The organism is Sphingomonas phyllosphaerae, assembly GCF_036946485.1.
Lineage (GTDB): Bacteria > Pseudomonadota > Alphaproteobacteria > Sphingomonadales > Sphingomonadaceae > Sphingomonas > Sphingomonas phyllosphaerae_E.
Map to the genome: position 1 here is coordinate 1 of NZ_JAQIJA010000005.1, position 25,285 is coordinate 25,285.

Sequence of the window (25,285 nt, forward strand, 5' to 3'; positions counted from 1 at the left end):
CTGCGGTAGAAGCCGTAGAGGCTGAGCCATACCGATTGATCGTCGGCGACCCATAGCGCCGAGGTCGCGCGCAGGTCGCTCAACCGGCGATGCACCGCATCGATGTTGGCGGTAGGCACCGCCAGCTTGACCGACATGCGACGGGAGAAGCCCCGCTCGACGACGGTCGTCACCCCGAAGTCGTCGGTCACGCGCCGGCTGAAATCGGTCATGCTGATCGTCGGCGTCGCCTCGGTCACGCCGAGGTCGAAGTCGCCATTCTGCGTCACGACCTTCATGCAGCAGCCATGACGCTGACCGCGTCCCCACCGCTGGCGTCCGTCACATCGTCGAACTTCTTCGCGACGCGGCGGGCGGCGCTGGCAGTATCGGCGTGGCCCGCGTTGTTCTCGTTGCGCATCGCGGCCACCTCTTCCTTGAGCTGCTGCACCAGCGCCATGAGCCCATCGTTCGCCGCCGCCGACGAACCCGCCGCCTGTGTCGTCGTGGCCGCTGCGGCCACCTGATCGTCAGTAGACGTGCCGGTTGCGACCGACATGCGGCTTACCGCCGCATAGGTGGCTTCGAGCGACGCGGCGGTTTCCGCCTGCACCCGGTCGAGTTCCTGACGGCTGGTGGCGACCTGCCCAGCGGCGGTGATGAGCGCCTGCGACAACTGCGGGAGGCTCTTCGCGGCATCCTGATCGCCGGCACGCGCCGCCTCGCTCGCGGCATTGAACCGCGACATGAGGGTTGCGAAGCCGCCCGACGTGTCAGAGCCGGTCAGCCCGCGAATGCGCTCGATCTCGGTCTTGATGCCGTCGCCGACCGACGCCCACGCCTGACGCAGTTCCTCCGCCGCCTTCGCCGCATCCTGCGCGTCCTTCACTGCCCAGATTTCCTGCTGAAGCGCGCGGTTGCTCGCATCCAGCTTGGCGAGGTCGAGGGCGCGGATCGCCGTGGTGTCGCCGCGAAGCTCAAGCAACTGGCGTTCGAGGTCCTGACGTTCCGACAGAATGTCGGCTGCGGACTTCGCCCCCTCCATCGCCCCCTTCAACTCGGCGAAGGCCGGGGCAAGCTGGATCAGGGTGGCGTAGGTCGCGCGCCCCGCCTCGGTGTTGAGGTTCTGCGCCTCCACCAGCGCCCGGAAACCGGCAACGGTGTCGGGCATGGTAGCGCCGAGCCCGGTGATGACGGTGCCGAGCTGCGCCAGCTTCGCGGCATTGCGCTCGGCGGGCGTGTAGAAGGCATCGGCGTAAGCATCGATCGCCGACTGCATGACCGACAGGCTCTCGAACTCCCCGGCCAGCCCGACCTTGGCATCGACGCTCAGCCCGCGCGCGGACGTGCCGAGGGTGTCCAGCGATGCGGTCACCTGTTCGACTGTCGACGAAACGCGCACGATCGTCTCGAACAGTCCCTCGCCGACCTTCTGGAACCGCTCGAAGCCGGGGAACGCACCCGACGCCATTCGGTCGGCCGCAGCGCCGAAGATCGCGGTCAGCTTCTCTTGTATCTGCTCGCCGGTGAGCCCCTTCAGGTCCACCTTCCCGATGTCGATGACCATGTTGTTGAGGCGCGACGTGATGTCGTCTGTCGCCACGCCAAGCGGGCCAGCCGCAGCGACCATCGCGGTATTGAACTCGCGCAAGATCATCGTGAACTGGTTTTCCAGCGCCGCGTCGGCTCCGGTGTACGAAGTCGAATACTTCGTGCCGGTGGTGATCCCGAGGAACTTGGAGGTCTTCTTCGAGTCCGTGTAGTAGGATGCATCGAAGCCATTGTTCAGAATGCTACCGAGCGACTGCGCCTTGCCGTACAGGCCGCCGCCGACGATTTCCGTCTTGCTACCGAACAGGCCGCCGAGGATGCCGCCAATCAGCGGAATTTTGCTCAGGACGGAGCCGATCAGGTTCTTCTGGAAGCCTTCGGAGATGGTCGCGTCGGCGTTGACGTTCCCGGCGCGCACCACCAACGACGCCACCCCGCCGATTTGCCCCTCGATCGTTCGGAGCGAATTGGCCATCTGGCGCGAATAGGTCAGCATCAGCAGGTCGACGTCCTTCAGGCCATCGATCGCGTTCTTGATCGACGCCGACTGCTTGTCAGGATCGCCGAGGACAGTGCCCGTGCCGGTGTTCGCCTTCGCGAGCGTGTTTCGTCCGCCGCCGCCGATCGCCCCGGCCACCTGGATGCCGATCGCTGCCAACGCCGCAATCGTCGCCGCGCCGGCCGCGAGGTTGGCGGGGAATGGCAGCGACGCAATTGCGTGCGCGACCGCCGTGACACCATGCGCCGCGGCTTTCGCCGCGCTCATCGCGATGGACTTCCCGGTTTCGAGGGCGTTCTGCGCCATTGCCTTCACGGACAACGCGAACTCGATCGCGCGGAACGCCTTTTCGGCGGCCGACACGACTGCGTAACCCTTGCTCTTTTCGTCGAAGAAGCCCTTCGCCGCCGAGGTCATGTCGCCAAACAGCCCAATCTGCGCGGTCATGTTGCGACGCTCGAAAAGGGCATTCTCGCGCGCAATTTCGGCGCTTCGTTGCTCGCTGGCGGGAAGCTGTTTCAGATAGCGCAGCCGGCGCTCATGAGCGTCAGCGACGCGCTGCTGATCGGCGAGGTACCGCGAGAAGATCGCAGCGGTGTCGCCGAGCGCGCGCCCCGCTTCGCCGAACGCATCCGCCATACCCCTCGCGGCATTTGCGGCGTTCCCGGCGATTTCGTCGAGCAAGTCCGCTTGGCGCTCCAACGCCTCATTTGCGAGGTCGGTCTTTACCTGAAGCTCGACCTGCGCAGCCGCGATCTCGCCCTGCGTCTCAATCCAACGCGCGCCATCAGGACCGGTTCGGTTCGTCCGAACCGCTTCCTGAGTGGCGTTGAAGATCGCCAACGACCGGGCGCGAGCCGCATCGGTTTCGCCAATCAGGCGAATTTCCTCACGAAGCGCAGCCAGCCGATCATCGCTGGCGCTCTGCGCCGCCTGAAGCGCCGCCCGCCGCTCGGAGTCAGTCAGACGGTCACGCGCCGCGCGACTATCTGCAAGCGCCTTGGTCGCCTCTTGAACTGCCTTCGTACCTTCCTGCCCCTTCAGCGTGCGCGCAGCCTCCAAGGCGGTGAGCAGCGGAAGATCGGCCATTCGGTCTTTCAGCAACGCAGCCGCGCGTTCTGCGGGAATGACCCCGTCAGCTACAGCGGTGTTGACCAAATCCTGCTGCTCGGCTTGCTCGCGCATCGCCGCTGCGGATTTCGCGCTGTCGGCGATCCGTTGCGCGATCGTCAGACGAATTTGCCGATCAACGAATGCCGCGATCTCGCCCTGCTTCGTGATGGCAGCGGTGGTTGCCTTCGTCTCCGCCTCGGCGGTGAGTGCCGCCGCACCAGAGACGCGATAGGCTTCGGCCACCTTGTATAGCCCGGCAATCTGCGCCTCTTGCGCACGCGCTTCACGTTCAAGCGTCTCGGCGTGCTGATCGGTCTTCGGCTTCGGTGGATTGTTGAACCCGATCTTGTCCGCCAACCGGTCGCGAGCATTGTCGACGGCAGCTTTGCGGATACGCCCGCCCAGCTTCGTCAGATACTTGTCGGCGGTGTCATAGGCAGCACCGAAGGTCTTCTCCAGCAGCTTGGGATCGCCCTGGCCGATGAGCGTCTTCGCGAGCCCGGTGAAGCCGCCCTTTTCCAATTCGCCGAGATAGGACTTCATGCCGGCGACGCCTGCATACATGCCTGCCAGCGCTTGCCGGCCATAGGACGTGATGTCGTCGAGCAAGTCCTTTACGTCCTTACCCATCGACTTCATATCGCCGACGAAGACGGACATCACGTCCTTGCCGACCACCTCGAACATCGCCTTGGACGTATCAGCCCAAGTCACCGTCTCATCCTTCAGCTTGAACAGTTCGGCCTTGGTCGCATTTGCACCGCCGGTGATCTTGCCGAGGTCGCGGGTCAGGTCGTCGTTCTTGACGCCCTCGTTGACCCAACGGTTGAACAACGCGAACCCGGCCGTTGCCGCGCCGATCAGGCCGATGAGCGGCGCGAAGCGGAGCGCGAACATGCCGATCTCGGAGGCAAAGCCGCGAATGCCGCCCTGCGCCATCATGGCGATCTGCACGAGCTGACCGCCCTGCTGGATCAGAACCGTCATAGGCTTCTGCCCGGTCAGCAGACCTTGAATGATGTCGGGCGACTGGATCGCCAACTGCTGGACCGCGAACCCCTGTCGCCGCACCGATCGCTCGATGTCGTCGACACCCTGCGCGAACCGCCGCGTGTCGCGCGCCACATCCTCGCCCGCGCCGGCCACCTGTCGCGCGTGCGCGCCCAGCGCCTCGCGTGCGCGCTGCGTCTCTTGCGCATATTCGCGCTGACTGATCGCACCGGCCTTCAACAGCCGATCGGCGCGGGTCATCTCGTCATCGAACCGGCGCTGCGCGGCGTACATCGGATCGAGGGCGGCGCGCACCTCGGCGGCCTCGCGTGCGATCGTCGCCTCGGCCGCCGCCGCTTCCCGTGCGGCTTGCGCCATTTGACGGGCGTGCGCCTCAAACATCTGGAAGCCCAGCGCGGCGCTTCGCGCGTCCTGCGCTACCTTTTCCAGTTCGAGCGCGCGCGCCGCCGCCTCCGCCTCGCGCATGGCGCGGGCACCATCGCGCACCCGAGCCTCGAACAGTTGATGCGCCAGCGCCGCAGAACGGACCTCCTGCGCATGGCGCTCGGCCTGAAAGGCGCGCTCGGCTGCCTCTGCTTGGCGCAGCGCATCCATGCCCTTCCGCGCCGCGGCCTCGAACATATTGTACGCCATCGCGGCCGAGCGGGTGGCCTGCGCCTCCGCCTCCGCGCGCGCCACCGCCGACGCGCGCTGCTGGTTCAACAACGTCTCTTCAGCGCGCAGGCGGCCCACCGCCTCGGTCATGCCAAGCTGCTCGGCCTTCAGGGCCGCCGCTGCGACCTTGGCGGACTGGATTTCCTGACGCGACATGCCGAAGGTGCTGTTCTGGCGCTCAAGGGTGCGGGTCAGCCCCTCAATCTCACGCTCGACCTTCGCCATTTCCTGCGCCGCGCTGCGCGTCTCGCGACCGAGGGCAACCCACTCCTGCGACGCAGCCTTCAGGTCCATGCCGCCCGCGACCGCACCCTGAATGCGCCGGAACTCGTTGACGGCGCGCGCCGCCGTCGCGCCGATCAGGTCGTCGAGGGTCTTCAGCCCACCGAAGCTGTCGCCGAAGTCGATGCCGAAGCTGACGCCAAGGCCGGGAGTGTCGTCGTTCATACGTCGCCCCCCCTCAAAGTGTGGAGCGCGGACGGATTTCGTCCGCGCTCATGGTCCGAACAGCGCTTCAAGCGCGGCTATTTCGAGATCGATTTCGCGTTGCGTGATCGGCGCGCGCCAAGGTGACGGCGCGTTCTCGGACTCGGACCTGCGGCCTTCCGCGACATATTCGATCGACAGCGCGCGGATCAGCCGTGCTTCCCACGGCTCAAGCCGGGTGTGCACGTTAGTCTGCCACGCGCTGATTTCGCCCCAACTGAGCGGCACCGCGCCGCCGGCACCGGACTGCATCAGACCGATCTCAATGAGACGATGCGTGATGTGCGGTGCGGAGTTCGGTGGAAATTGGACGGGCACACCGTCCGCTTTCATCTTGTCGAGCCGGGAAACCTTGTTCGGCTGGCGCTCAACCTCGGCGCGGCGAGAACCGGGGGGCGGCTGCGGCACGGCGTTGAGCCATGCCAATTGCCGCACCCACAGCTTTAATTCGTCGCCGAGCCGGGCGTGAACTTTCCCCAATCACCGAGAAACTTCAGCGCCTGTTCCTTGATCCAGCCGAGTGACGGGTCGGAATACACGGCGAGGTAGAGCGCCTGCCCCGACAGCGGAGTGCCTTCGGGGCCGTCATGCTCGATGTGGCGGAAGCCAGACGTCAGCGTGACGAGATCCTGCGCGTTCTCGATCCGCAGCTCGTCGAGCGGCACATGCGCGATCTTGTTGTCGTTCTCAGCCATGCGCTTGATCGTGCGCGCCGAGCGTCGCTCTTCGACCTGGCCGTATTCGGGCGAGCCGGGACTGAACAGGTCGATGCCGACCTTCTGGCCGTCCTCGTACAGCAGCGTGCCGTCAGGCCCCTTGAGGTGCAGGAAAGCGGTCAGCGCGACGGCGTACTGTTTGATCTTCATGATGGGTTATCCTGTCGCGGGAATTTCGCGGGATGCACCGACCCGCCCCGTCCCGCGAAGCGCAGGGCGGGCCGATGCCCATGATCCGGCTGGACGCCGGAAACGGGTTGGATCAGGCCTTGATGGGCTTGGTGGTGATGCCGATGTCAGCGTTGGTCATCAGCACCGAGTCCGCGCCTTCGATCGTGTCGGGTGCGCTGAAGACGCGGCCCTGCGCATAGACCACCGTACCGTTCGGATAGGTGGTCTTGAACGAATAGAGCTTCTGCGTCTCGTCGGCGGCTGCGGCGCGCAGCAGCGTCTGACCCGCGTCGGCGTCGTCATACGCCGCCGAAGGTGCCATCGAGCCATAGTCGGCGCTGCCCTTCAGCTTGTCCTTGCCGCCGACGAGCGGCTGGAACTCGACCTTGGCGAAGGTCGCGGAAGGAACCGGCCCGATCTTGTCGAGGCCGCCGATGACGGTGAAGGCGAGCGCGGCGAAGGCCGCTGCCGTCTGTGCGGACGGCGTACCGGCCGAGATGGCGAGCGTCGAGCCCGCCGCAGTGGTGGAACCGGGCATTGATATTCTCCAGTTGGGCGAGCCGGACGGGCCGGCGGATCATCGCCCGCCGAAGCGGGCGAAACGGTCAGGCGTCAGCAGGCTTGCGGCGGCGCGCCGGCTTGCTTGCAGCGGCTTCCGGCTCTGCTTCGGCCTGCGCCTCGGGCGCGGCGTCGGCGGACGCTTCGGCATCGACCGGGGCAGTCGCGTCGGCTTCTGCGGCGGGCTCGACGACCTCTGCGGCGGGCTGCTCCACCTCGGTGGCGCTCGACGGCTCGATCGCAGCGGTTTCGGCTGCGGGCGATGCTTCCACGGCGGCGACCTCGGCGGGGGCCGCGAAGTCAGCGGGGGTCGGCGCGGCGGTGTCGACTTCGGCGACCGCATCCGGGTCTTCATCGGTCACCAGCTTGGCGGCCTCATAGTTGCCGAGAACGCCGTCACTCACGCCGGTCATCGGCTCGCCGCGCGCGAAGCTGCGGCCCGTGCCCGCGTCCTTGAAGTCGCGGGCAGCGTACATGGGTTTCATGATCGTTCTCCTTGGGGGTCAGTCGTCGGCGTCGAAGGCGTCGAAGGCGACGCGGAAAGTCTGGGTCTGCTCGAAGGTGTTGCCCGGCCCGATCACATCAGGGCCAAGGCCGGCGGTGAGCACGACGACGTTGCGGGCAGTTCCGACGGTGCCGACCGCCTTCTTCGGCACCGCACGCACCAGACGAATGGCTTTGTTCTGATCGTCATAGGACTCGGCACGCACCATCACGGACACGAGCGCGTCGGATCGAAACCAGCCGGGGTGAACGAGCGGCTGACGGTCCAGCAGGCTGACGACGCGCACCAGAAGCGAAGGAAGCGCTGCGCCGTCAGGAAGCCGGCCACCTTTGATGCGATTGGTCGGGATGAACGCAGTCAGCGGCGCTTGAGCGTAGAGCAGCACGCCAAGAACCTCGGCTCCGGTCATTCGTCATCTCCGGCGACCGACCCGCCAGCGATAGCGCCGTTGCGGATTTGCTCATCTATGTACGCCTGCGCCGCCCGCGTCGCCTCGGCCAGCTTCAGGTGAACCGCGGGGCGCAGGAAAGGGGCTTGCCGTGCGCCCGGATGCCAGACAGTCGCACCAACCGGCTTGCCGTTGATGACCAGCGTGCCGGTCTTCGCCAGCGTGTTCACACGGCGGGTTGTGCGACCGCCCGACTGCTTCGCATCCACGCTGATGTAGTGCCCGACCGTGCCATATTCCGCCCAGATGGCGAGGGAGCGGCCCCAGCCGGGTTTAACGTCGATCGTGACCCGAATGTGGTCGTCGAGGATTTCGACCGTCTTGAAGATGTTCTCGCGCGTTTCGTCAGCCGGCGCTTCCGCCTTTGCTTCAGCGACGATTACCCGCCCGCCCGCGTGCCCCGCTCCGCGTAGAATGCGCTTGATGCGATCCGGCGCGTTCCGAATATACCGCTGAACATCGTCCAGCCCGGTGACAGCGACCGTCACGCCGCGTTCCCGGCCGGACTATAATCCTCGACCATCATTTCTAGCCCGTCGCGCCGCCCGAGTTCGGCGGGCACGGTGGTGATCTGCATGATGCGATCGGCCGGAACCCATGTGTCGGTAGCGCCGTCGTAGCGCAGCAGCACAATCCGCATCGCCGCGGTCACATCGGTACGGTACCGCATCCGCACGCGCGCAGGGCGGGTGGTGGCATTCAGACCGTCCGCCAGTCGTTCGCCGCGGCTCGGTAGCGCATCCTGAATGCTGGCGCGCGTGTCGGCGACCTTCGCCCAGGTGCCCGCGCCCGCGCCGGTGAACGACGCGCTGGCGACAGGCCTCTCGATCCGCACGCGGCGGTCGAGGCGGCCGAGCCGAACGCGGGCCATCAGGCCGTCAGCCGCTTGAGTGGCCAGAGCAGCCAAGACACGGCGAGCGGCAACTCGACGACCGCGGAGTTGGCGGAGACTGCCTCGGGATTATCGTACCATGTGCGGATGAGCAGGAGAGCGGCCATCGCAGCGACCGGCTTGTCGTCACCGAAAGTCGTGGGGCCATCCGCAAGCGTCCGACCGGTCTGCAATTCGATCGTGCGCGAAGCAGCGGCGATGAGCCCGGTAAGCAGCGTCACGTCCGCGCCCTCGTCGAGATCGAGGTGTTCGCGGACCTGATCAATGGTGACGAGATCGGCCATCAGCCTCGCTCCGCATCACGAACCGCGGCCGACCGTACCGTCTCGGCAAGCGGGTAAAGGTCAGCCTTGACCTCGGTGCCGTCGTCGCGGGTGATCGTGAGTTGCATATCCTCGTCGACAAAGGCTGCGAGGATCGATGCGCCGTCCTTACCGCGCTCGCCATCAGCGCCTTGCGGGCCGCGCTCACCGCGGTCGCCCCGCTTGCCGCGCGACGCCGATAGCATCCAGCCATCGCCGGGCAGTTCGCCGGGATCGTCGCGCTTGGCGCGCCATTCCGAACCGTTGAAACTGACCACGTCCATCGCGCGGTAGCTGGCGTCGGGGTCGAATAGTCCGCGGGCTTCGCCGGCATAGGCATCTTTCCCGTCGATCCCGTCACGACCGGGCTCACCCGGTGCGCCCGGCTCACCGTCCTTGCCGTCAGCGCCCGCCGCACCGTCCGCGCCATCAGCGCCATCGCGCCCATCAATGCCGGGCGCGCCATCCTTCCCGTCAATCCCGTCCTTGCCCGGCGCGCCGTCCTGACCGTCACGGCCATCAGCGCCCGCTGCGCCGTCTTGACCGTCCCGGCCGGGCTCGCCCTGCGCGCCCGGCTCGCCACGATCGCCCTTCTGCCCGTCAGCGCCGTCCTTGCCGTCGACCCCGTCGCGAACCGTGGCGAGGCGATCTTCGACCCGCCGGGTAAGCGCGGATAGCGCTTCCCGCTGCTCAGCCATGAAGGCGCGATGCTCGGCGTCGCGCAGCCGCTCGGCGGCATCGGCTCGCTCTCGCAAGTCGGCGATGACGCGGCGAACCGCGTCGCGCGATCCTTCGATCAGCGCGCGAAGTTCAAGCTCAGGTGCCATGAAAGAGTTCGTCCGAGACGGAGCGGATGAGGTCGGGGAGCTGCTGGCGGGATGCATTGGGCTCCTCCGGGGGTTCTGGCGCGGGCGGCGCAGGTTCGGTGGGCGCGGGCAGCGCCTGCGAGCCGTCCAACATGCCGAGCGGGATGTCCTGCTGCTGGCCGAAGATCTGATCGCCGCCGTCGATCTTGCCCAGCTCGAAGTCGGCGCGGGCCTCGTCGCTTGAGAAGATGCGGCCCTTAACGCCCTCGACCCACGCCTTCACGCGCGTGCTGAAATCCGAGCGCAGCAGCACCGAGGTATCGAACTCGGTATATTCGACGAGCCCGCCGGGAAGACCGAACAGCCGGTCAAAGCCCTGCTCGATGTGGTTCAGGCAGAAACCCAAGCCGCTGGCGAGCCACGACGTCATCATTAGCTCGGTGGTCGAGAACTTCTGATCTCCGATCCCGAGCACCTGCAACGGCACGCGGTACGCCAAAGCGACGTTCTGCTCGCTCATCTTCATGATCTCGGCGAACTGCGTGTCCTTGGCCGCGACCGTCATCGGGGTCCACGTCAGCCCGTTGGCGAGGATCGGCGTGCCGCCCGCGTTCAGCCCCCGCGACTGCTCGTCCCAGCGCTCCCGCAACTCCTTGACCTGATCTGCCGTGAGGCTGTTGGAGGTGTTCAGCGTGCCGGACGGCCGCGCCTGCCGATCAAAAAACGCAATCGCCTGCCGCGCCATCGCGTTGGACATGGCGAGATCGAGCATGGCGGCGGTCAGCGGTGTTTCGCCGATGAGCGGGTGCCGTGGCGTCTCTAGATGAACGTGCAGCACGTCGCGCGCCGGCACGGCTTGGAGAGCGCCCGGCGCGAGCTGACGTTCAACAACCTCGTTACCGGATAGCGAGTAGAAGACCGAGCCATCCACCGCGACGAGCGGCGCGCACGCGCCGGTCATGATGTGCAACTCGACGATCTCGAACCGTGCGTTGCGCACCGCCAGCGCATAGGCATTGCCGCGGCGGTAGAGCAGCGAGGTGAGGTTGAGAATGAAGTCGGAAGGCGACTGGTAAGCGTTGGGTCGCAGCAGGATGCGGGACAGTGCCGAGTTGGTCACGCGGTCACGTCCCCCGTCCGCGCGCGATTTCCAGTGCGATCCAAGACACATGGCGGCGGTCTGGGCATAGGCGGAGACGCAGGCTTGCACGATCGCCGTGCCCCCGCCGCGCTCAACGTCGTATCCCATCTGCCAGAAATTCAGGTTCGATCCGACATCGGCCGAAAGCCAGCCGCCGCTGATCGGGAGATAATAGGGACCGTCGCGGTACGCCCCCTCCGCCGCTTTCGCGACAACGCGAGACGCGTCATAGCGCGCCTCGGCCGCCGCGGCGCGCGCGGAGAGGGTGTAGCTGGTCACCGGTTAGGGCTCAGTTCGCCTTGGCCTGACGGGTGCGATACCCGCCAGCCTTGGCTACCGGCTCGCCGCGCTTGGCTGCGTCGAGTTCGGCTTGCGTCGGCGTCGGCACCTCGGCGTCGGCCGCCTCGGCCTCCGCGACCGCGCGCGCACGCACGTCGTCCTGCTCGCCGGCTTCCACCGCCGGCTTCGTCTCGTCTGCCATCGTTTCTCTCCTGCTGATGGTCGGGTTGACCCGCGCGCGAAGGGCGCACGCGCGCGGGTCCGAGGCGCGTTACCAGCTCACCGACTGGACGAACGCGACCATGCCGGCGCGGCGCATCGACCAGTTCAGGTCCATAATCATGCGCAGCGCGAGGCTGTCGGTCTGGAACATGGACCGGATCGGTGCGGCCACGACGTTGGGGGTGCCCGCCGCGGAAATCTGCTGCGGCGTGGTATCCTCCATGTGGAGCACCGCCTGATCGCTGACCTCGAACCGCGGCTCATCACCGGTGGCGGTGAAGAAGTCTGCGGCGTCGACCAGCGCGACGGTGCCGAGCGGCACGGTCGCCGACTGCGCGACCGGATACCCGAGCAGGGTGCCGTTGCGCAGGTCGGCCGCGAACGGGAAATCGCCCGCGCCATTCTGCGTCAGCGAGATCGACAGCGCTTGCACCGGGTTCATGACCCAGACCGGCTGACGGATGTTGCCGCCCGACGAGACGATCAGCGCCGCGACGAGCGCCTTCAGGTCGGCCACGAGCGCGTTGAAGCCGCCGCCGGCCGTCGCGGTGACACCGGTCACGCCGTTGCGCAGGCCCGCCGGGCGGATCGTGGTCGCAGCGTTCGCGTCCAGCAGCACGGTGTCGATCGCGACGCCCGTATCTTCCTGAATGGCGGTGCGCAGCACCTGCTCGATGTCGGGCGTCGACTTCTCGGCGATCTCGCGCGTGAAGGTGGTGATGACCGCCATCTTCTTCGGCGTCAGCGACGTGGCGCTGAAACCCGCCTGACGCACCGGGATCGGCGCGCCCTGGCCGACGAACGAGCCGGCAACCGACGGCGTGGCCGAGCGCGCCGGGATCGACACGACGCCGTTGCGGCCGAAGGTGAACCGTCCGCCGAGGTCGCGCAGCACCGGGTAGACCGACTTGGCGACCAGCGTGTCGATGAAGTCGAGCGTGGCGGTCTGCACCAGTTCGGCGGCCCAGCCCGTGGTCGTGGTCGTCGCGGGCGCGGTAGCGGAACGGGTGGTGACATCGAGCATCGTCTTGATGCTGTCGTCTTCACCGTAACGCGCGGTCAGCACGTCCAGCACCGAGCGGCCCTCGATGCGCGCCAGCACCTGCACCACCGCCGAGCGAACGATCAGGTCACCGGGCGCGGTCTTCTTTGCCGGCGCGGCGAACGGGCGGCGCGGGTCGGTGCCCTTCGGCTCCTGCTTCTCGGTGATCGTACCGAGCGCCTTCTCCGCGCGCTTCAGCGAAGCGACGGCGGTTTCCTGCTTCTCGATCTTGTCGGCGAGTTCGATGGTGACGGTTTCGTCAGCATCGTCGGCCTTGACGTGTTCGGTCAGCGCATCCTTGAGACGCACCAGTTCATTCTGCGCATCAACGATACGCTCGGCGAGAGTAGCCATCTTCACGTTCTTTCGATTGGGGGTGGAAGCGGCGGTCTCGCCGGATGCTCCGCGCCGTCCGTTGTCGTCGATCTCGTCGGCGGACTTGCCAAAGATCAACTGACGAACGTCGTCGGAAAGGTTGAGCGACTTGGCGACTGCCAGCGCGTTCGGATTGGCCGGGATCGACACCAAGCTGCATTCCATCAGCTCGGACGCCTTGAAGCGGACGCCCCCGACCTTTGATCCCTCAAGCGGCTCGGCGACCAGCGGGCGGAAGCCTACCGATACGGCGCGCATCATGCCCGCGGCGACGAAAGCCCGCATCTTGTCGGTGATCGGGCAAGCGCCTTCCGGGCCGAACTCGAGTTCGCCGACAAGCTGGCCGCCTTCGACGCGCACGTTCTTCCAACGGCCGATCGGCATGTCGCTGTCGTGATTGAACAACGCCATCGGGTTGTTCTTGAAGTTGCGCAGCACCCAGCCGTTCTGCTCGATCACGTCGCCCATGCGATCGACGGTCGCGTCGGACATGACGAACGTCAGCGGGTTTTCGCCGGCCGGCTGGGCCGTCGACTTGCGGACTGGCTGCATCGTAGGAACTCCCTCAGCCGAGCATCGCGGCGACTTCGACCTGCGCATCAGGCGGGACGATCATTGGGGCGATGGCGTTCAAGGTCGCATCGACGCCGTCGATCTTCTGCGGGCTGTTCGGCGTCTCCTTCTTTGGAAGGATGCTTCCGTTCACCCGACGATCAACCACGGCGTTGCCGACCATCCACGTCATGACCGCATTGGCGTCGTGACGAAGCCGGGCCAGGCCGGACTTCACGCGCGCCTCGAAATTTCTCGCAGGATCGGTGATATTGTTGGCGTTCTTGGCCAACTGCGAGGCGAACGCTTCGCCGCCGTCGTCGAAATCCTGATTGAGCCGCGACGCCATTGCGAGGGCGCTGTTCCACTGGTCGAAAGTCGCGCGGCGCACCGCAAGCCGACTCTTCAACTCGCGTATCTGCGCCTCGATGACGTTGTGATCGATGAAATCACCCTCGGTCGCTGTCAGCGCGCCTTCGGCGACCCAGCCCTTGTAGAGATCGGTGACCTGCTTGAGCGCCGGGTTCACATTCTCCAAGCGCACTTCGGGCACATAGAACCACGGCTTGACCAGCAACTGCCCGGCGGGTGTCTCCGCGGCCAGCACCAGCGCCGAAAGATCGTCGACATTCGAGAGATCGCCGCCGAGATAGCAATCAAGGCCGACGAAATCGTCGAGCGTCAGCGCCGGGTCTGCGCATTTCGCCCACTGCGTCACGTTCAGCCAGGCAGACGCCGCGCCCAGCCACATATTCAGGTGCTTCGTCTTAAATTCGCCCTCGGCCGCCGGGCTGGCCTGCGCTTCGATCGCGCGTTTGGCGACCTCGTCACGCAGCGGTCGCGACGCCTCGATCAGCGGGTTCGCCTTGATCCACTTCGAGGCATCATATGGATCGTCGCCGTCCTTACGATCGTCGCCGTAATCCTCGGCCCGGTCGATCGTGAAGATGATCGCAAACATATGCTCGGCGATGACCGTGCGCTCCAGCACCTTCGTCGCCAGCGTGCGCTGCTCGTAGCATACCCCGTGCAGGTTGAAGCCCGCGGTGGTGATGATCCACATGAGCGGATTGCGCCGGGCACCGAACGCCGAGTTCATCACGTCGAACAGGCCACGGTCGGAATGCGCGTGCAGCTCGTCCATCGTGACGAGGTGCGGGTTGTGTCCGTCCTGCGACTTCGCTTTCGAGTGCATCGGCTGGAGGTATCCGCCGTTGTCTCCGCAGGTGATCGACTTCGCCCACGGGATCAGCGCGAACGCTTCCTGCAAGGCCGGGGTCTTCTCGACCATCCGCTTGGCCGGGTGGAACACCTTCTTCGCCTGATCGAACGTCGTTGCCGCGGTCAGAACCTGCGGGCCGGGCTCATCCTCGCACGCGAGGCAGTACAGCGACACGATCGCGGTCTTGGTCGACTTCGCGTTCTTGCGCGCCTCTTCCTCGTAGACCGAGGTGAACCGCCGGCCGCCGGTGTCGCGCCGCCGCCAGCCGAACACCACGCACAGGATGAAGATCTGAAACGGTTCGAGCGTGATCGTCGGGGTGTCCCAAACGCCCTCGACGTGAGGCAGCTTCTCGGCGAAGTCGCAGATGTCGTTCGCGTGCCAAGGGTCGAAATGATAGCCCCATGCTGCGTCACGCTGGCGCGTCAGGTCGTCTAGATGGCGCTGCGCGGCAAGCCGAACCCATTTGCAATGGCGCTTCTGCTTCTTGTCCGCCGCCGCCGCCTTCGCATACGCGAGGGCGATGGCGGCATAATTCCTAGCGTGCCCCGCGTCCGTTGCGGGCGAAGGGGTTGCTCGACTTCGCGGCATCCGCAGCACTCCCGCCACCAACGCGGCTCTTGGGTCCGGCAATGCGGAGCAGTTCTTCGTGCTGGCGAAGCACCGTCAGATAAGCGGCCGGCGGCGGCTCGCCGCCTGCGTTGAACGCCTTCCGCACCAACGCCTCAAGCGAACAGTATCGGGCGAACAGCGCGCTATCGACTTCGGTGACCCCGGCCGACATGACCCGCCCGATTGCTTCCTGCCAGACGATGATTGCCTCGGCGGTCAGATAGTCAGGCGCGATCGGCGGATTGCCCGGCACGACGAACTCTGTCACACCCGCGTCGCGGAAAGGCCGGAGCGTCCCGGTCGCCGCCTTCTCCGTCGGAGTTTTGCGCTTGGGTCCGGGCTTCATAGCCGCCTCAAAATTTAATTCGGCCCAAAAGTTTAATTCGGGCGCGCGATAAAAGACCCCGGTTTACGGTCCTAGGCCGGATCAACCCGAAAGCCGAACATACCCCCCCCCTATGCCCGGCTATTGCCGGGCGACGGGGTCGGTCACGCTCTCCACTCGACCGTCACGACGCCGCCCACCATCTCCATCGCGATAATGTCGCCATCGAGGTAGATCTTGCCCGCGGCGTCGTGCTTGCATCGCGTCACGGTCTGGGCGTCGAGATCGTAAGCCTCGGCACGGCCATGCTGGTCGACGCCATCAAGCCGCACGGTAAGGCGCTCGCCAATGGACGGGTCGTAGTCTGGATCGCTCACAGACAGCCGCCGCGGCACGCTCACCCCGCTCATATGGTCTTCACCAGATCGAGCGCCTGCGCTTCGGTGAAGCCCTCGGCGACATAGGCGAGGAAGATGGCGCGCTTGGCGTGCGCCACGTCAGCGGCGACCTCGGCAAGCGACGACCACAGCGTCACCATGTTCGACACCGCCTCGGGCAGGTTGTCGCGCGGGCGATCGGCGCGGGTCGGCTCGGTGGTCATAGCTCAGCCTCAAGGTCGACAGGGCCGCCGAGGACGACGGCCGCTAAACCGATGATCCGCGCAGCGACTTTGACACGCCACAAGGCGCGCCGCTTACCGCGGACGCGCACCCGGATATGCATGGAGGTGAGCGCGTCACTCGCGTCGACGGTGACATCTGCGAAGCCAACACCCTGAGCCATCGCTACTTCCTCGCCCTTGCCCGCGCACTTTCCTGCGCCGTCTTCGCCTTGCTGCAGGGCTTGCACAGCCCCTGATAGTTGCTGCGATCGTCCGTGCCGCCTTCAGCCTTGGGAATGATGTGGTCGGCGATCTCGGTAGTGGCGACCCGGCCGGCGGCGAGGCAGGCGCGGCATAGCGGCTCTTCCCGCAACACCTGCGCCCGCATCAGTTCGTGCGCCCGGCCATAGCCTCGCGCTTGCCGGCTCTTTCGGGTGGTGCCCCATGACGACAGCTTGCGCGCGGCGGTGATCTTGCGGGGGCGCAGGCTGGGCGGCTTGCTCGGCATCGGCGCGCCCTCATATAAATAGTGACTGACTCACGATTTCCGTTGACGGATAGTGAGTCAGTCACTACTAATCATCTCACCGGACGGCGACGGTATGGTGCCCAGCCCGCCGGTGACCTGAAAGGAACCACGATGCACTTCGTGATCCGGTTCAGGATTTGGAGGATCTCGATCTCCCTAGTGGAAATCAAGATCACCTAACCTGAACCCCCACCCCGGACTGGTACTCCGGGGTGGGATAGGGTCGAAGATACGGAGTGGCGACGAACCATGCAACCCGACGAATTGAAGGCAATCCGCAAAGCGCTCGGCCTATCGCAAGCCCGGCTGGGCGAGGTGCTGGGCCTGACCGGTCAGTTCGTCGGGTTCATGGAGAACGGCAAGGCGGCGATCGAACCGCGAACTGCGCTGGCCGTTCTCTACCTCTCCGAACATCCCGAGCTTATTCGTCCGAGCTAGGCTTGGTTTGACGGAAAACGCGCGAGCCGAGGAATGCCACGATTGCGACGACTACTTTACCCATCAACTCATCTAGCTTCGCCGGCTCTTTGATCTGGTCGACTAGCCAGAAGCCAGCCGCAACGAGCGCTCCGATCGCGACCAGAACGCCGCCTGCCACGATGACGTAGCCAAGCCAGCGTATGCAGATAACCCGCATATCAGCCCACGCCTTGTCTTCATCGGTGCGGTGTTTACGGCGTCGGCCCTGCTCTTCCTCAGGCGATATGCCGGATACGTCTTGAGAGGCTTGCCCGACCTCACGGTCGGGCGTGTCCCGCAGTTCGTCCAGCGTTTGCTGGCGTTCTTTAGCCGGATCAGGCGGCGGCAGTGCTGGGCGAGCGGGCAGCGTCAAGAATGCGCCTGATAACCGAAAAGAAATGCGGCCGGATCACTTCATCGGGGATTACCCGATCACGTTCCTTCGGATCGTATGTGACGCTCCAAGGCGTACCGGGCTCGTGCGTCTTCTGGCGAAGCTGCCACCCAGAAAACCGGCGGTATGCCGCCCACACCTTATCCAAAATCAGCGTTGTGTCGGCGTCACTCTCGGGAACGCGCGGCTCAGTCGTTTCGAAATTATCGAGGTTGAACTCCGTCGCCGGCTCACGGATCGCTGAATTACCGAAGCGCTTGAACTCGTTATAGAGCGACCGGATCACGGGGCCGTGATCCCAAGCCTCAATAGGCTCCTCGAACAGCCGCTTACCGGTCAACGCCAGCGCCCAGCCATAGGCAATATAGACCAGCTTTTGCAGCTTCATCTGGGTAACCGGCGAGCCTTCCTGCGCCGCTCGGTCGAGGAAATAGTTCGCTATGTGCTGTGGCGTGTAAGCCATCGCTAACCTCGCCTCTTGCGTGAACTGCCTTGAGGTAAGGTAGGTGATCCAAAACGGAAACACCAGAGGAAACGAGCCGGGAGACAGGCTCATTTCAAGACTTCGTTATATGTCCATACCGCAGGACACCCGCGCCGGGCATGACCGACTGAGTTTGAACGGGGATGCGGAAGAGCAACACGGCTCCACATCGTCTTTCCCCTGCGCCGTTATGCGGCGGTGCCCGTCAAGGCTGTCTCGCTCCTTACAGGATTGTCCCGCAATCTCCAAGCCTCAATCGTCATCGTCAGCGCCCCGCCGAAATGGATCACCGCGGAGGTGCCTTTGCCCTCCACCACCTTCCCGACCAGCCCTTCGAGCGCCGGCATCCCGTCGACTGTCACCTCTTGGCCACCATCCAGCGCCTTCGTCTCTCGGCGCAACGCCGCTCGGCGCGCGCGCAAGGTGCCGAGACGTTCGGCACGCGCTCGGTGTGCCGCTGCGCGCGTCTCCGCCTCGCGCTCGGCGGTGATCGCGGCGAGGGCTTCGGCCTCGGCCTCACGTAGCCCGGTCACCGCTGCGTCGCGCACCAGCGCGGCCCGCTGGGCAACGCTGAACACCGTGAAGGGCGGACACGGCCCCTGTTGCTGATCCGACAGCCGCCACAAGTCGGCGAGGTCGTCCTCGGGCGCGAATACCCAATTCGCCAGCATCGGTACGGTGACTTCCACCATCACCTTGCGCTGGCCGAGCGCCAGCCGCCGCCGGTTGCCAGGCGCATCACGCTTCACGGTTCGGCTGGGTGTCCACGCTGCAATACCTTCACCGCGTAGCGCCGCGGCCAGCGCCAACGTCTTCGACGCGGTGGTTTGAAGGATGCACCAGCGCACCGCCTTGGCTGCCCCGTCGTTCATAGCTTTGCCCTCCAACGCCTTACCCATCTCGATCCTCGTCACACGCCTTCCCCCGATGCCGGTTGACAGGGAGCGGGCGGTCGGGGTAGCGCTGAAGGCGCTTCCCCGGCCCCCTCCCACCGGCTTGCCCCCGCGCCTACGGCCCAGAGCGGCACCGCACCGGGAACCATCCTCCGTCGCCTGTAGGTCAGCCGATCCTTGCCGCTGTGGAGGATCAAGGCGCTATCGCTGTCGACCGCTTCCACGACCGCACCGGCGACGAAATGAACCAACCCAAGGCGATCCAGCCGCCGTGCGGCCGGGTCTAGTTCCGATCCCCACACGTCGAGCGTCGACCAGCCCAGCGCGATAAGGTCCGATCCCCACAAGCGCAGGAGGTGCGCCGCCGCCGCGACGGTCGCCCGCCACTCGCGCGCATTCGCACCGGTGGGGCAGCGCATAGCGCGCGCCGCCGCGACACCCCGCTCCCAATCTGCGACAGTTGCGACGCCTGCGACAGTAGGGCGGGCACCGCCCTCAACACCGCAGAAATCCGCCGCTTTCGGTGTCGCAGGCAGTGTCGCAGGCACCGCGACATTTGGCTGCGACAGCAACCGCTCAGGGCGCTGCCCCTCGGTTTCTGCGACACTTGCGACACTTGCGACACCGCCGTCTAAAAGGTCGGGATTACCAGCCTTTTCCAAGGCGCGACCTTGCCCCTGTCGCGTCGCAACGACTGTCGCATCGGTTTGCGACACCGGCTCCGCCTCGTCCCATACGAAGCCGCCACCGAACAGGTCGCCGGTCATGCCGGGTCCATCGGTACGACGGTGTACGCTTCGGCATAGGTCTTCGGCTCGCCTTCAAGATCGAGCAGCGCAGGGCCGTTGATCTTGACGAGGTGCTGATGCTCAACCAGCACCTCGATCGCGCGTTTCAGGGCGGTGGCGGCGCGCACCTGCGTCGGGCCGCGGCGGTTCAGGTATCTGACGCCGACAGCGGCGTGTCCCTTCTTCCTGATCCACTCGATGAGAAGCGCGGCATTGTGCGTGTCGTCGTCAACCGCGGACGCGCCATAGAGGCGCGCCGCCTCGCCAGCATAGAACTCCACCAGCGCGATCCCTGCCTTTGCGGCATTGAGGCTCAGTCCGTCGCGGATCAAACCCCTGCCCGCCTGGAAGAACGCGACGACCGCCGCCAACCGCACCGCGTTCTCGGTCATCTTCGACGCGAAGTCGGCAATCTGCTCATACTTGCCGCCCGGGCCGAGCTGGCGTTCGCAATGGTCGCTGAACTCGATCAGGTGCTTTCGGGCGTCCGGGGTCAGGTGGACGACGGCAAGGTCAAGAGCGCGCGACGTGTCGTCTCGATATTGGAAATCAAGCTCAAGCAACCGTCCTAAGCGACCCTGATAGTCGCGGAGATTGGTGCGGTGCTCCTCCGACGGCTCTTCATAGAAACGTGAGCCCTTCAGGCTGCGCGGAGCGGCGACGAGGATACGGCTCAAAAGCCCCTGATTTCGCACCGCCTGATTGCCCAGCAGCTTTCCAGCGATGTCCGGTTGCACCATCAGGTGCAGGCATAGACGACGCCCATACAGGATCTGCGTGCCATTCTCTTTGTCGGCGCGAATGCGCTTGATCGGCGATCCGTCCCACAGCTTCGACAACATGCCGCCGGTGGAGGCTTGGTTCTCGTCTTGCATCGACCAGCCGCCAAGGAAAGTCGCGCCCTCATCCGAGAACAATCCCAGCGCCGGCATCGCTTCCGCGAAAAGCCTTTGCAGACCGGGGCCGGTCGGCTCGTCCGCAGTCAGAAGTGGCTGGATAGGCGGGCGCGGCGGCGGCCCGACGTTCTCCAGCGCCTGACGTATCTCATCCCGGCTCTTGTTGCCGCCCTTAGCCTTCGTGATTGACGTTTTGTACGCTGCATCGTCGATCGCGTAGCTATTCTGCAAAACGTTGAACCGCTCTGCGAGCAATTCCTCACGTTCCTTTACCGGCAGGATCGCGAACCGATCTGACGTTGACTTGCGGTCGCCTGACGCGGCGATCGTGAACAGGAACAGCGAAACGGGACAGAATTGCCCGGTGATTGTCTCGACATTGATGTGCGGCTGCGCGGCGAGTGATGCCGCGCCCATCACCGATTGCGCGGCGAGCGATACCGGCACCTGCGCTATGGCGACGATTGCCTCAATCGCCCTGCGCAGCAGCGGGCTCAGCGCGGCGAGCGGATATTCTTCGGCCTCCCCAAGCTGCGCCTTGATGTCGAGCGGCTGCGGTACTGCGCGAACGCCCTCGTCATAGCGATCGTCGAACATCCCGCTCATGACCGGATGCCCCGGAGCTGATCGTTCCAGTCCTTAAACTCAGGCTTCGGATAGATGACCCGCGCGGCGAACCCGCGCTCCAGCAGCGGCCCGCGCGTGGCCTCCGCCGCCGTGCGGCCCGGCCCATCATTCTGGCCTGCGACCACGATCGACCGCACGGACGGCGGGTACTGCACCTCCGGCATCATGGCCGTTCCCAAGGTCACCCAGACCGCCGCCGCCGGCATCTCTTGCATAAGCGTCAGCCCGTCTTCCGGTCCCTCGCAGACGATTACTTCGGCCGGATCAGCGTGCGCGGTCAGGCGGACGGCGGAACCCCGCGGTCGGCCAAGGCTCAACTTCGATCGCTTTCCCCAGCGCTTGTCGGTGCCGTCATCACGCAGGAAGACCCGTTGCAGCCCGATGATGTCGCCGCCGCCGTCCGTGCAGGCAAAGACCGCCGCCGGATATGGCCGCTTCCACGCGCCGTTCTCATCCCGCGAGGTCGGCACCCGGCCAAACCGCACCGTTGGCGGTAGCGGGGCCGAAATCGCGCGCGCTTCCCGTAGGTAGCGCTCCGCAGGCGTGCCGATCGGCGAGACGCACCGGTCCCACATCATCCGCGCGTCAGCGATGGCCGCAGCACGGCTCTCGGCTTCCTCGGCGGCGGCGCGCGCCTTCTGGGCAGGGTCAACCGCCGGAAAGGTGTCGTTGGTCAGCGCCTGATATGCGTCGCGGAACGCCAGCCCGTCGAGCAGCTTGAGCGCGGTGAAGTGGTCACCGCTCGCGCCGCACCCGTGGCAATGATATGTGCCCTTCGCGTCGTTCACCTCGAAGCTGGGCGACCGCTCCTGATGGAATGGGCAGAGCCCGACCAGCTCGCGCGCGCCGCGGCGCTTGAGGCTGGTATGCCGCTCAAGCACGTCGGACAGGTTTCGCCCCGCCTTGGCTTCATCAATAAGCGCGCGGAACCGGGCCTCATCGAGATGAGACCGCACCGCGCTTCCCCGCCCCCGGCGGCGCGCACCCTGCATCGACCTTACTCCGCCGCGGCGGAATAGAGGTCGGGAAGCTGCACCTTCCCGCCCGTCTCGCGCACGATCGCATTGCGAACATTTTTCGATCGCGGAACGCGACCGTCAGCGTAGCGCTTGACCACGCTACCGTTGGCAACGCCTATCCGCTTGGCAAACGGGCGGTATCCCGTGCCGGTGTCCGTGAGCCACTGCTTCAATGTCATGCGCGCATGGTATCCGTAATGGATACTTACCGCAAGCATGTTGTCTCATTGCGGGAAACCCGGCCCATTCCGAGCGGGCAACTCTGCTATTCACAAGCGTATCCGTTACGGATACGAACCGGCTCATGACTGATCCTGACCTTCAGCAGAGCCTCGCCGAGATGCCATTCGGCCTCCGCGTCCGCACCCTTCGCGTCATGGCGAACATGACGCAGGAAGAGCTTGCGGAGAAGGCGGACACCACCAAGGCTACGATCAGCAAAATCGAGCGCTCAACGACGAAGGTCAGCTACGATTGGGCGCGCCGGCTGGCCGCCCCTCTGAATTGCAGCGTCGCCCTTCTCCTGATGGGCGAGGATCTGCCCGACAATAACCCGGTCATGGTGCCGGTCATCGGCCTCATCGCCGCTGGCAACTGGCGGGAGGCTATCCAGCAGCCGCTTGACCGCATCGCCGTCGTCGGCGCGAAGCCGCATATGTTCGCGCTCCGCATCATCGGCGACAGCATGGACCTGCTTGCGCCCGAGGGCGCCAACGTCACCATCGACCCTACCGACCCGAGCCTCACGGACGGCTCGCTCTACGCCGTGCAGAACGGCGACGGCGAGGCCACCATCAAACGCTTCCGCCGTTCGCCCGATCGGCTCGAACCCGTATCGAGCAATCCGGTGCATCAGCCGATACTGCTCGGGGCGGAGCCGATCACCGTAATCGGTCGGGCGACCTCGGTCACTTGGTCGCTGTAGTTTCCGAAAAAGATACTGTCCCTCGTTGACACGGTTTCCGAAATGGATACATTGGCCGTGTCAGGTGAGCGCAGCCGTTAGGCCAGCCGACCCTGATCCGCAGGGTTAGGAAAGTCGTGCTCGGCCGCCAGAGATAGGGGCCAGCCTCCGCCGATCCACCTGCATCACTCATGTAGGGAGGTTGGCTCATGGCCGCCGAAGCACAACGCGCACCCTTGGTGCGTGAAAGGACGAGCTTTGCCGCAGCACTGCGGCGTTTCATCACCGCAGTCGAGCCTTGGTACAATTGGGGCGAGATTAGCGTCGAGCGGATGCAGAAGCTGCGCCTCGACGATGGTGGTCGCGTCTGCTCGGGTGGTGAAGGCGAAGTCCGCTTCTTCGAAATTCAGTGGCTGGGAGTTCACTTCGCCGTCCAGGTCGGCCGCACGCCGAAGGCGGTGCGCTAATGGCCGCCGCCGCACAGATGCTTGATGCTGCGGTCGCGCAGCGCGTCCTCAACCTTCACTCGACCGCTGATTACGTCGACGTGCTTACCGACATCATCCGCAACGAACTGTGGGACTTGCGCCAGCAGGTGGAAAATCACGGTGCACTGGCCGCGCAGCGCGAGGGATGGGGGCAGATGGAAACGCTGCTCAACCTGCTTTCCGATCAGGGGCGCGTTGTCGGCAGCGTCGCCGAGGCTTTTGACGCCGCTTGGTTGCAGGTGGCGGCATGAGCGGCGCGGCTTACGAGCAGCGGATCGACGCCGAGGCGGCTGCAATCAGCACGCTGGGCAAGGTCACCTTCAACAACACCACTCCCTTCGACGGGAGCGCTGACGACCTCGCTTGCACCTCGCTGACCATAGCGCATTCGCTGACGCTGGTCCTCGGCAACGCCATCGCTGATGCCGGCGATGGCTGCCTGAGCAGCCGGAATTGCCACCTATCGGGCGTTCTGGATGCCATCTCGCATTTCGTTTCCCTCGCCTACGTAGCGAACCGGGCGGCGCTGCGTGAAGCAGCACGGGAGCGGGCAAAGTGACCGCGCCCGACCCGCTTTTGTCGTTCCTCTGCACCCGCAATCTGGTGATGCGCGAAGCGAACGACCGGTCGCCGATGTCGGACGACGAGATGAATGGCTTACTTGATCGCGCCATCGCGCTTGAGAAAGCCATCATGGCGACGCCGGCCACCAGCGTCGAAGGCTTCGCCGCCAAGCTGATGTTGCAGATCGAAGTCGCGATCGAGGGCTTCGAGGTCAACGACGATTTCGCTCGCGCCCTGATCCGAGAAGGCCGGGACGCCTTCGGCATCGGCGACTTCATTACCCCAGCATTGGAAGGTGTCGCGCAATGACGACGACGACCAACGCCGATCGCAGCATCAAAGAGAACGATCTTTGGGCGCAGGCGGCCATCGCCTCACAGATCGCGGCTCTCTGCAAGACGATGGCAGACGCGCTCAGTGCTGACCCCGACGCTTCGGGCACTGCTGATGCCGTCGATGGCTTGGGCACGCTTGCGCGGCACCTCTCCGAGAACCTGAACACACTCGCCGCGGGAGAAGCATTGTGACCCAGCAGCAGCTTTGGGCGACGGCGCACGCCGCATGGTCGGCGGCGCTCGGCGAAGAGAACGTCTATGACCGCGACATCTGGTTGCCCGCCCATAACGAAGGCGCGCTGACAGACGCGATGGATGCCGAAATCGAGCGGCTTCAAGAGCGACGCTGGACGGCGGAAGATGCGCTTCTCGCCATCCCAGCCGTCAACGCGCAGCAGCTCGCCACGAAGGTCTTGATGGCCTTCGACAATGGTCGCGAAGGCGGCGGCTTCGTCCCGCAGCTTCTGACCGACAGCCGCCGCTTCGCCGACAGTAGCCTGACGCATGGCGATTTGAGCCCTGACAACGTGGCCTCCTCGCTGAGCGATGCCGGGCACCGCGGATGGATGCGCGAACACGTTGCCGCGCTCGAAGAGGGGGTTGCCGACCAGAGCGAGGAACCGCCTGCATTCAGGCGCGCGGCGACGATGGCGGAGATCGTGCTGTCGACTCCTGCGGTCACCGACGACGATGTCATCTCGCGAATGGTGATGCTGACGATGGAGGTCGCCGCTGGCGGCTGCGCCAGCACCGACCATGCGCGTTCGATCCTACGCGAAGCCATCGCGCACTTCGGCATCGGCTCGACGGCTGATTTCGAGGGGGTGCGGTCGTGACCGCCTC

General features: G+C 65.4%; 33 protein-coding genes and 1 pseudogene. 8 read left to right on the forward strand and 26 right to left on the reverse strand.

The genetic code is table 11. The annotated features are described in order from the left end of the window. The 19 genes and pseudogenes from PGN16_RS08400 to PGN16_RS08490 form a co-directional block, all read right to left on the reverse strand. Positions 1 to 278 (reverse strand): annotated as a pseudogene (locus PGN16_RS08400) (hypothetical protein); the annotation flags it as partial. Next, positions 275 to 5,254 carry a phage tail length tape measure family protein gene (locus PGN16_RS08405; protein WP_335308961.1) on the reverse strand — a complete coding sequence of 1,660 codons (4,980 nt, stop codon included), beginning with the start codon at positions 5,252 to 5,254 and terminating at the stop codon, positions 275 to 277. The gene PGN16_RS08405 and the pseudogene PGN16_RS08400, both read right to left, overlap by 4 nt. A gap of 48 nt (positions 5,255 to 5,302) precedes the next feature. Continuing rightward, positions 5,303 to 5,773, reverse strand: a complete 471-nt coding sequence (locus tag PGN16_RS08410; RefSeq protein ID WP_335308962.1) for a hypothetical protein — start codon at positions 5,771 to 5,773, stop codon at positions 5,303 to 5,305. Then, a complete protein-coding gene (locus PGN16_RS08415) occupies positions 5,737 to 6,159 on the reverse strand; it encodes a hypothetical protein (RefSeq protein ID WP_335308963.1) in 423 nt (140 codons plus the stop codon). Before PGN16_RS08415 ends, PGN16_RS08410 begins: the two co-directional genes overlap by 37 nt. A gap of 112 nt (positions 6,160 to 6,271) precedes the next feature. Beyond that, positions 6,272 to 6,718, reverse strand: a complete 447-nt coding sequence (locus tag PGN16_RS08420; RefSeq protein WP_335308964.1) for a hypothetical protein — start codon at positions 6,716 to 6,718, stop codon at positions 6,272 to 6,274. Between the two features lie 67 nt (positions 6,719 to 6,785). Next, positions 6,786 to 7,223, reverse strand: coding sequence for a hypothetical protein (locus PGN16_RS08425; RefSeq protein WP_335308965.1), 438 nt, complete (start codon positions 7,221 to 7,223; stop codon positions 6,786 to 6,788). A gap of 18 nt (positions 7,224 to 7,241) precedes the next feature. Further along, positions 7,242 to 7,652, reverse strand: a complete 411-nt coding sequence (locus PGN16_RS08430; protein WP_335308966.1) for a hypothetical protein — start codon at positions 7,650 to 7,652, stop codon at positions 7,242 to 7,244. Further along, positions 7,649 to 8,179 (reverse strand): HK97 gp10 family phage protein, encoded by a 531-nt coding sequence (locus tag PGN16_RS08435; protein WP_335308967.1) that lies wholly within the window; start codon positions 8,177 to 8,179, stop codon positions 7,649 to 7,651. Before PGN16_RS08435 ends, PGN16_RS08430 begins: the two co-directional genes overlap by 4 nt. Beyond that, complete coding sequence (locus PGN16_RS08440; RefSeq protein ID WP_335308968.1) at positions 8,176 to 8,562, reverse strand: phage head completion protein; 387 nt, start codon at positions 8,560 to 8,562, stop codon at positions 8,176 to 8,178. The genes PGN16_RS08435 and PGN16_RS08440 overlap by 4 nt, the downstream gene beginning before the upstream one ends. Further along, positions 8,562 to 8,867 (reverse strand): head-tail connector protein, encoded by a 306-nt coding sequence (locus PGN16_RS08445; RefSeq protein WP_335308969.1) that lies wholly within the window; start codon positions 8,865 to 8,867, stop codon positions 8,562 to 8,564. The genes PGN16_RS08440 and PGN16_RS08445 overlap by 1 nt, the downstream gene beginning before the upstream one ends. Continuing rightward, positions 8,867 to 9,712 (reverse strand): hypothetical protein, encoded by an 846-nt coding sequence (locus PGN16_RS08450; RefSeq protein ID WP_335308970.1) that lies wholly within the window; start codon positions 9,710 to 9,712, stop codon positions 8,867 to 8,869. The genes PGN16_RS08445 and PGN16_RS08450 overlap by 1 nt, the downstream gene beginning before the upstream one ends. Beyond that, complete coding sequence (locus PGN16_RS08455) at positions 9,702 to 11,111, reverse strand: phage portal protein (RefSeq protein ID WP_335308971.1); 1,410 nt, start codon at positions 11,109 to 11,111, stop codon at positions 9,702 to 9,704. Before PGN16_RS08455 ends, PGN16_RS08450 begins: the two co-directional genes overlap by 11 nt. 10 nt (positions 11,112 to 11,121) lie before the next feature. Continuing rightward, a complete protein-coding gene (locus tag PGN16_RS08460) occupies positions 11,122 to 11,313 on the reverse strand; it encodes a hypothetical protein (protein WP_335308972.1) in 192 nt (63 codons plus the stop codon). Positions 11,314 to 11,382: 69 nt separating this feature from the next. Continuing rightward, positions 11,383 to 13,302: a phage major capsid protein gene (locus PGN16_RS08465; protein ID WP_335308973.1), complete on the reverse strand. Its 1,920-nt coding sequence runs from the start codon at positions 13,300 to 13,302 to the stop codon at positions 11,383 to 11,385. 13 nt (positions 13,303 to 13,315) lie between these two features. Next, the gene (locus tag PGN16_RS08470) at positions 13,316 to 15,115 is read right to left on the reverse strand and encodes a terminase large subunit (protein ID WP_335308974.1); all 1,800 of its coding nucleotides are present in this window, start codon (positions 15,113 to 15,115) and stop codon (positions 13,316 to 13,318) included. Next, complete coding sequence (locus tag PGN16_RS08475) at positions 15,063 to 15,482, reverse strand: hypothetical protein (RefSeq protein WP_335308975.1); 420 nt, start codon at positions 15,480 to 15,482, stop codon at positions 15,063 to 15,065. Before PGN16_RS08475 ends, PGN16_RS08470 begins: the two co-directional genes overlap by 53 nt. A 143-nt stretch (positions 15,483 to 15,625) precedes the next feature. Then, positions 15,626 to 15,871: a hypothetical protein gene (locus tag PGN16_RS08480; RefSeq protein WP_335308976.1), complete on the reverse strand. Its 246-nt coding sequence runs from the start codon at positions 15,869 to 15,871 to the stop codon at positions 15,626 to 15,628. After that, the gene (locus PGN16_RS08485; protein ID WP_335308977.1) at positions 15,868 to 16,062 is read right to left on the reverse strand and encodes a hypothetical protein; all 195 of its coding nucleotides are present in this window, start codon (positions 16,060 to 16,062) and stop codon (positions 15,868 to 15,870) included. Before PGN16_RS08485 ends, PGN16_RS08480 begins: the two co-directional genes overlap by 4 nt. Before the next feature lie 184 nt (positions 16,063 to 16,246). Continuing rightward, positions 16,247 to 16,570, reverse strand: coding sequence for an HNH endonuclease (locus PGN16_RS08490; RefSeq protein WP_335308978.1), 324 nt, complete (start codon positions 16,568 to 16,570; stop codon positions 16,247 to 16,249). Between the two features lie 270 nt (positions 16,571 to 16,840). Between PGN16_RS08490 and PGN16_RS08495 the strand changes: the two genes are divergently transcribed. Further along, complete coding sequence (locus tag PGN16_RS08495; protein ID WP_335308979.1) at positions 16,841 to 17,029, forward strand: helix-turn-helix domain-containing protein; 189 nt, start codon at positions 16,841 to 16,843, stop codon at positions 17,027 to 17,029. Here PGN16_RS08495 and PGN16_RS08500 read toward each other — a convergent pair. The 7 genes from PGN16_RS08500 to PGN16_RS08530 form a co-directional block, all read right to left on the reverse strand. Continuing rightward, positions 17,013 to 17,423 carry a hypothetical protein gene (locus PGN16_RS08500; RefSeq protein WP_335308980.1) on the reverse strand — a complete coding sequence of 137 codons (411 nt, stop codon included), beginning with the start codon at positions 17,421 to 17,423 and terminating at the stop codon, positions 17,013 to 17,015. The two genes, PGN16_RS08495 and PGN16_RS08500, sit on opposite strands and share 17 nt — an antisense overlap. Beyond that, a complete protein-coding gene (locus PGN16_RS08505) occupies positions 17,386 to 18,000 on the reverse strand; it encodes a Panacea domain-containing protein (RefSeq protein ID WP_335308981.1) in 615 nt (204 codons plus the stop codon). The genes PGN16_RS08500 and PGN16_RS08505 overlap by 38 nt, the downstream gene beginning before the upstream one ends. Positions 18,001 to 18,116: 116 nt before the next feature. Further along, positions 18,117 to 18,800 (reverse strand): hypothetical protein, encoded by a 684-nt coding sequence (locus PGN16_RS08510; RefSeq protein WP_335308982.1) that lies wholly within the window; start codon positions 18,798 to 18,800, stop codon positions 18,117 to 18,119. Between the two features lie 38 nt (positions 18,801 to 18,838). After that, on the reverse strand, positions 18,839 to 19,588 hold the full coding sequence (locus tag PGN16_RS08515) for a hypothetical protein (RefSeq protein ID WP_335308984.1): 750 nt from the start codon (positions 19,586 to 19,588) through the stop codon (positions 18,839 to 18,841). Then, positions 19,585 to 21,111 carry a YfjI family protein gene (locus PGN16_RS08520; RefSeq protein WP_335308985.1) on the reverse strand — a complete coding sequence of 509 codons (1,527 nt, stop codon included), beginning with the start codon at positions 21,109 to 21,111 and terminating at the stop codon, positions 19,585 to 19,587. Before PGN16_RS08520 ends, PGN16_RS08515 begins: the two co-directional genes overlap by 4 nt. After that, the gene (locus PGN16_RS08525) at positions 21,108 to 22,124 is read right to left on the reverse strand and encodes a CHC2 zinc finger domain-containing protein (RefSeq protein ID WP_335308986.1); all 1,017 of its coding nucleotides are present in this window, start codon (positions 22,122 to 22,124) and stop codon (positions 21,108 to 21,110) included. Before PGN16_RS08525 ends, PGN16_RS08520 begins: the two co-directional genes overlap by 4 nt. Before the next feature lie 5 nt (positions 22,125 to 22,129). Continuing rightward, complete coding sequence (locus PGN16_RS08530; protein ID WP_335308987.1) at positions 22,130 to 22,330, reverse strand: hypothetical protein; 201 nt, start codon at positions 22,328 to 22,330, stop codon at positions 22,130 to 22,132. A gap of 125 nt (positions 22,331 to 22,455) precedes the next feature. Between PGN16_RS08530 and PGN16_RS08535 the strand changes: the two genes are divergently transcribed. The 7 genes from PGN16_RS08535 (at position 22,456) to PGN16_RS08565 (ending at position 25,278) form a co-directional block, all read left to right on the forward strand. Then, positions 22,456 to 23,076 (forward strand): LexA family protein, encoded by a 621-nt coding sequence (locus PGN16_RS08535; protein ID WP_335308988.1) that lies wholly within the window; start codon positions 22,456 to 22,458, stop codon positions 23,074 to 23,076. Between the two features lie 188 nt (positions 23,077 to 23,264). Further along, a complete protein-coding gene (locus tag PGN16_RS08540) occupies positions 23,265 to 23,522 on the forward strand; it encodes a hypothetical protein (RefSeq protein WP_335308989.1) in 258 nt (85 codons plus the stop codon). Beyond that, the gene (locus PGN16_RS08545; protein WP_335308990.1) at positions 23,522 to 23,794 is read left to right on the forward strand and encodes a hypothetical protein; all 273 of its coding nucleotides are present in this window, start codon (positions 23,522 to 23,524) and stop codon (positions 23,792 to 23,794) included. The genes PGN16_RS08540 and PGN16_RS08545 overlap by 1 nt, the downstream gene beginning before the upstream one ends. Continuing rightward, on the forward strand, positions 23,791 to 24,102 hold the full coding sequence (locus tag PGN16_RS08550; RefSeq protein WP_335308991.1) for a hypothetical protein: 312 nt from the start codon (positions 23,791 to 23,793) through the stop codon (positions 24,100 to 24,102). Before PGN16_RS08545 ends, PGN16_RS08550 begins: the two co-directional genes overlap by 4 nt. Further along, positions 24,099 to 24,416, forward strand: coding sequence for a hypothetical protein (locus tag PGN16_RS08555; protein WP_335308992.1), 318 nt, complete (start codon positions 24,099 to 24,101; stop codon positions 24,414 to 24,416). Before PGN16_RS08550 ends, PGN16_RS08555 begins: the two co-directional genes overlap by 4 nt. Beyond that, entirely contained in the window at positions 24,413 to 24,634 is a 222-nt protein-coding gene (locus tag PGN16_RS08560) for a hypothetical protein (protein WP_335308993.1), read from the forward strand. Before PGN16_RS08555 ends, PGN16_RS08560 begins: the two co-directional genes overlap by 4 nt. Then, a complete protein-coding gene (locus PGN16_RS08565; protein WP_335308994.1) occupies positions 24,631 to 25,278 on the forward strand; it encodes a hypothetical protein in 648 nt (215 codons plus the stop codon). Before PGN16_RS08560 ends, PGN16_RS08565 begins: the two co-directional genes overlap by 4 nt. The last annotated feature ends 7 nt before the right edge of the window (positions 25,279 to 25,285 follow it).

Coding starts and splice junctions, on each gene's coding strand:
- PGN16_RS08405 (WP_335308961.1), bottom strand. CDS start 5,254: ATGAACGACGACACTCCCGGCCTTGGCGTCAGCTTCGGCATCGACTTC.
- PGN16_RS08415 (WP_335308963.1), bottom strand. CDS start 6,159: ATGAAGATCAAACAGTACGCCGTCGCGCTGACCGCTTTCCTGCACCTC.
- PGN16_RS08420 (WP_335308964.1), bottom strand. CDS start 6,718: ATGCCCGGTTCCACCACTGCGGCGGGCTCGACGCTCGCCATCTCGGCC.
- PGN16_RS08425 (WP_335308965.1), bottom strand. CDS start 7,223: ATGAAACCCATGTACGCTGCCCGCGACTTCAAGGACGCGGGCACGGGC.
- PGN16_RS08430 (WP_335308966.1), bottom strand. CDS start 7,652: ATGACCGGAGCCGAGGTTCTTGGCGTGCTGCTCTACGCTCAAGCGCCG.
- PGN16_RS08440 (WP_335308968.1), bottom strand. CDS start 8,562: ATGGCCCGCGTTCGGCTCGGCCGCCTCGACCGCCGCGTGCGGATCGAG.
- PGN16_RS08445 (WP_335308969.1), bottom strand. CDS start 8,867: ATGGCCGATCTCGTCACCATTGATCAGGTCCGCGAACACCTCGATCTC.
- PGN16_RS08450 (WP_335308970.1), bottom strand. CDS start 9,712: ATGGCACCTGAGCTTGAACTTCGCGCGCTGATCGAAGGATCGCGCGAC.
- PGN16_RS08460 (WP_335308972.1), bottom strand. CDS start 11,313: ATGGCAGACGAGACGAAGCCGGCGGTGGAAGCCGGCGAGCAGGACGAC.
- PGN16_RS08465 (WP_335308973.1), bottom strand. CDS start 13,302: ATGCAGCCAGTCCGCAAGTCGACGGCCCAGCCGGCCGGCGAAAACCCG.
- PGN16_RS08470 (WP_335308974.1), bottom strand. CDS start 15,115: ATGCCGCGAAGTCGAGCAACCCCTTCGCCCGCAACGGACGCGGGGCAC.
- PGN16_RS08475 (WP_335308975.1), bottom strand. CDS start 15,482: ATGAAGCCCGGACCCAAGCGCAAAACTCCGACGGAGAAGGCGGCGACC.
- PGN16_RS08480 (WP_335308976.1), bottom strand. CDS start 15,871: ATGAGCGGGGTGAGCGTGCCGCGGCGGCTGTCTGTGAGCGATCCAGAC.
- PGN16_RS08485 (WP_335308977.1), bottom strand. CDS start 16,062: ATGACCACCGAGCCGACCCGCGCCGATCGCCCGCGCGACAACCTGCCC.
- PGN16_RS08490 (WP_335308978.1), bottom strand. CDS start 16,570: ATGCCGAGCAAGCCGCCCAGCCTGCGCCCCCGCAAGATCACCGCCGCG.
- PGN16_RS08495 (WP_335308979.1), top strand. CDS start 16,841: ATGCAACCCGACGAATTGAAGGCAATCCGCAAAGCGCTCGGCCTATCG.
- PGN16_RS08505 (WP_335308981.1), bottom strand. CDS start 18,000: ATGAGCCTGTCTCCCGGCTCGTTTCCTCTGGTGTTTCCGTTTTGGATC.
- PGN16_RS08510 (WP_335308982.1), bottom strand. CDS start 18,800: ATGAACGACGGGGCAGCCAAGGCGGTGCGCTGGTGCATCCTTCAAACC.
- PGN16_RS08515 (WP_335308984.1), bottom strand. CDS start 19,588: ATGACCGGCGACCTGTTCGGTGGCGGCTTCGTATGGGACGAGGCGGAG.
- PGN16_RS08520 (WP_335308985.1), bottom strand. CDS start 21,111: ATGAGCGGGATGTTCGACGATCGCTATGACGAGGGCGTTCGCGCAGTA.
- PGN16_RS08525 (WP_335308986.1), bottom strand. CDS start 22,124: ATGCAGGGTGCGCGCCGCCGGGGGCGGGGAAGCGCGGTGCGGTCTCAT.
- PGN16_RS08530 (WP_335308987.1), bottom strand. CDS start 22,330: ATGACATTGAAGCAGTGGCTCACGGACACCGGCACGGGATACCGCCCG.
- PGN16_RS08535 (WP_335308988.1), top strand. CDS start 22,456: ATGACTGATCCTGACCTTCAGCAGAGCCTCGCCGAGATGCCATTCGGC.
- PGN16_RS08540 (WP_335308989.1), top strand. CDS start 23,265: ATGGCCGCCGAAGCACAACGCGCACCCTTGGTGCGTGAAAGGACGAGC.
- PGN16_RS08545 (WP_335308990.1), top strand. CDS start 23,522: ATGGCCGCCGCCGCACAGATGCTTGATGCTGCGGTCGCGCAGCGCGTC.
- PGN16_RS08550 (WP_335308991.1), top strand. CDS start 23,791: ATGAGCGGCGCGGCTTACGAGCAGCGGATCGACGCCGAGGCGGCTGCA.
- PGN16_RS08560 (WP_335308993.1), top strand. CDS start 24,413: ATGACGACGACGACCAACGCCGATCGCAGCATCAAAGAGAACGATCTT.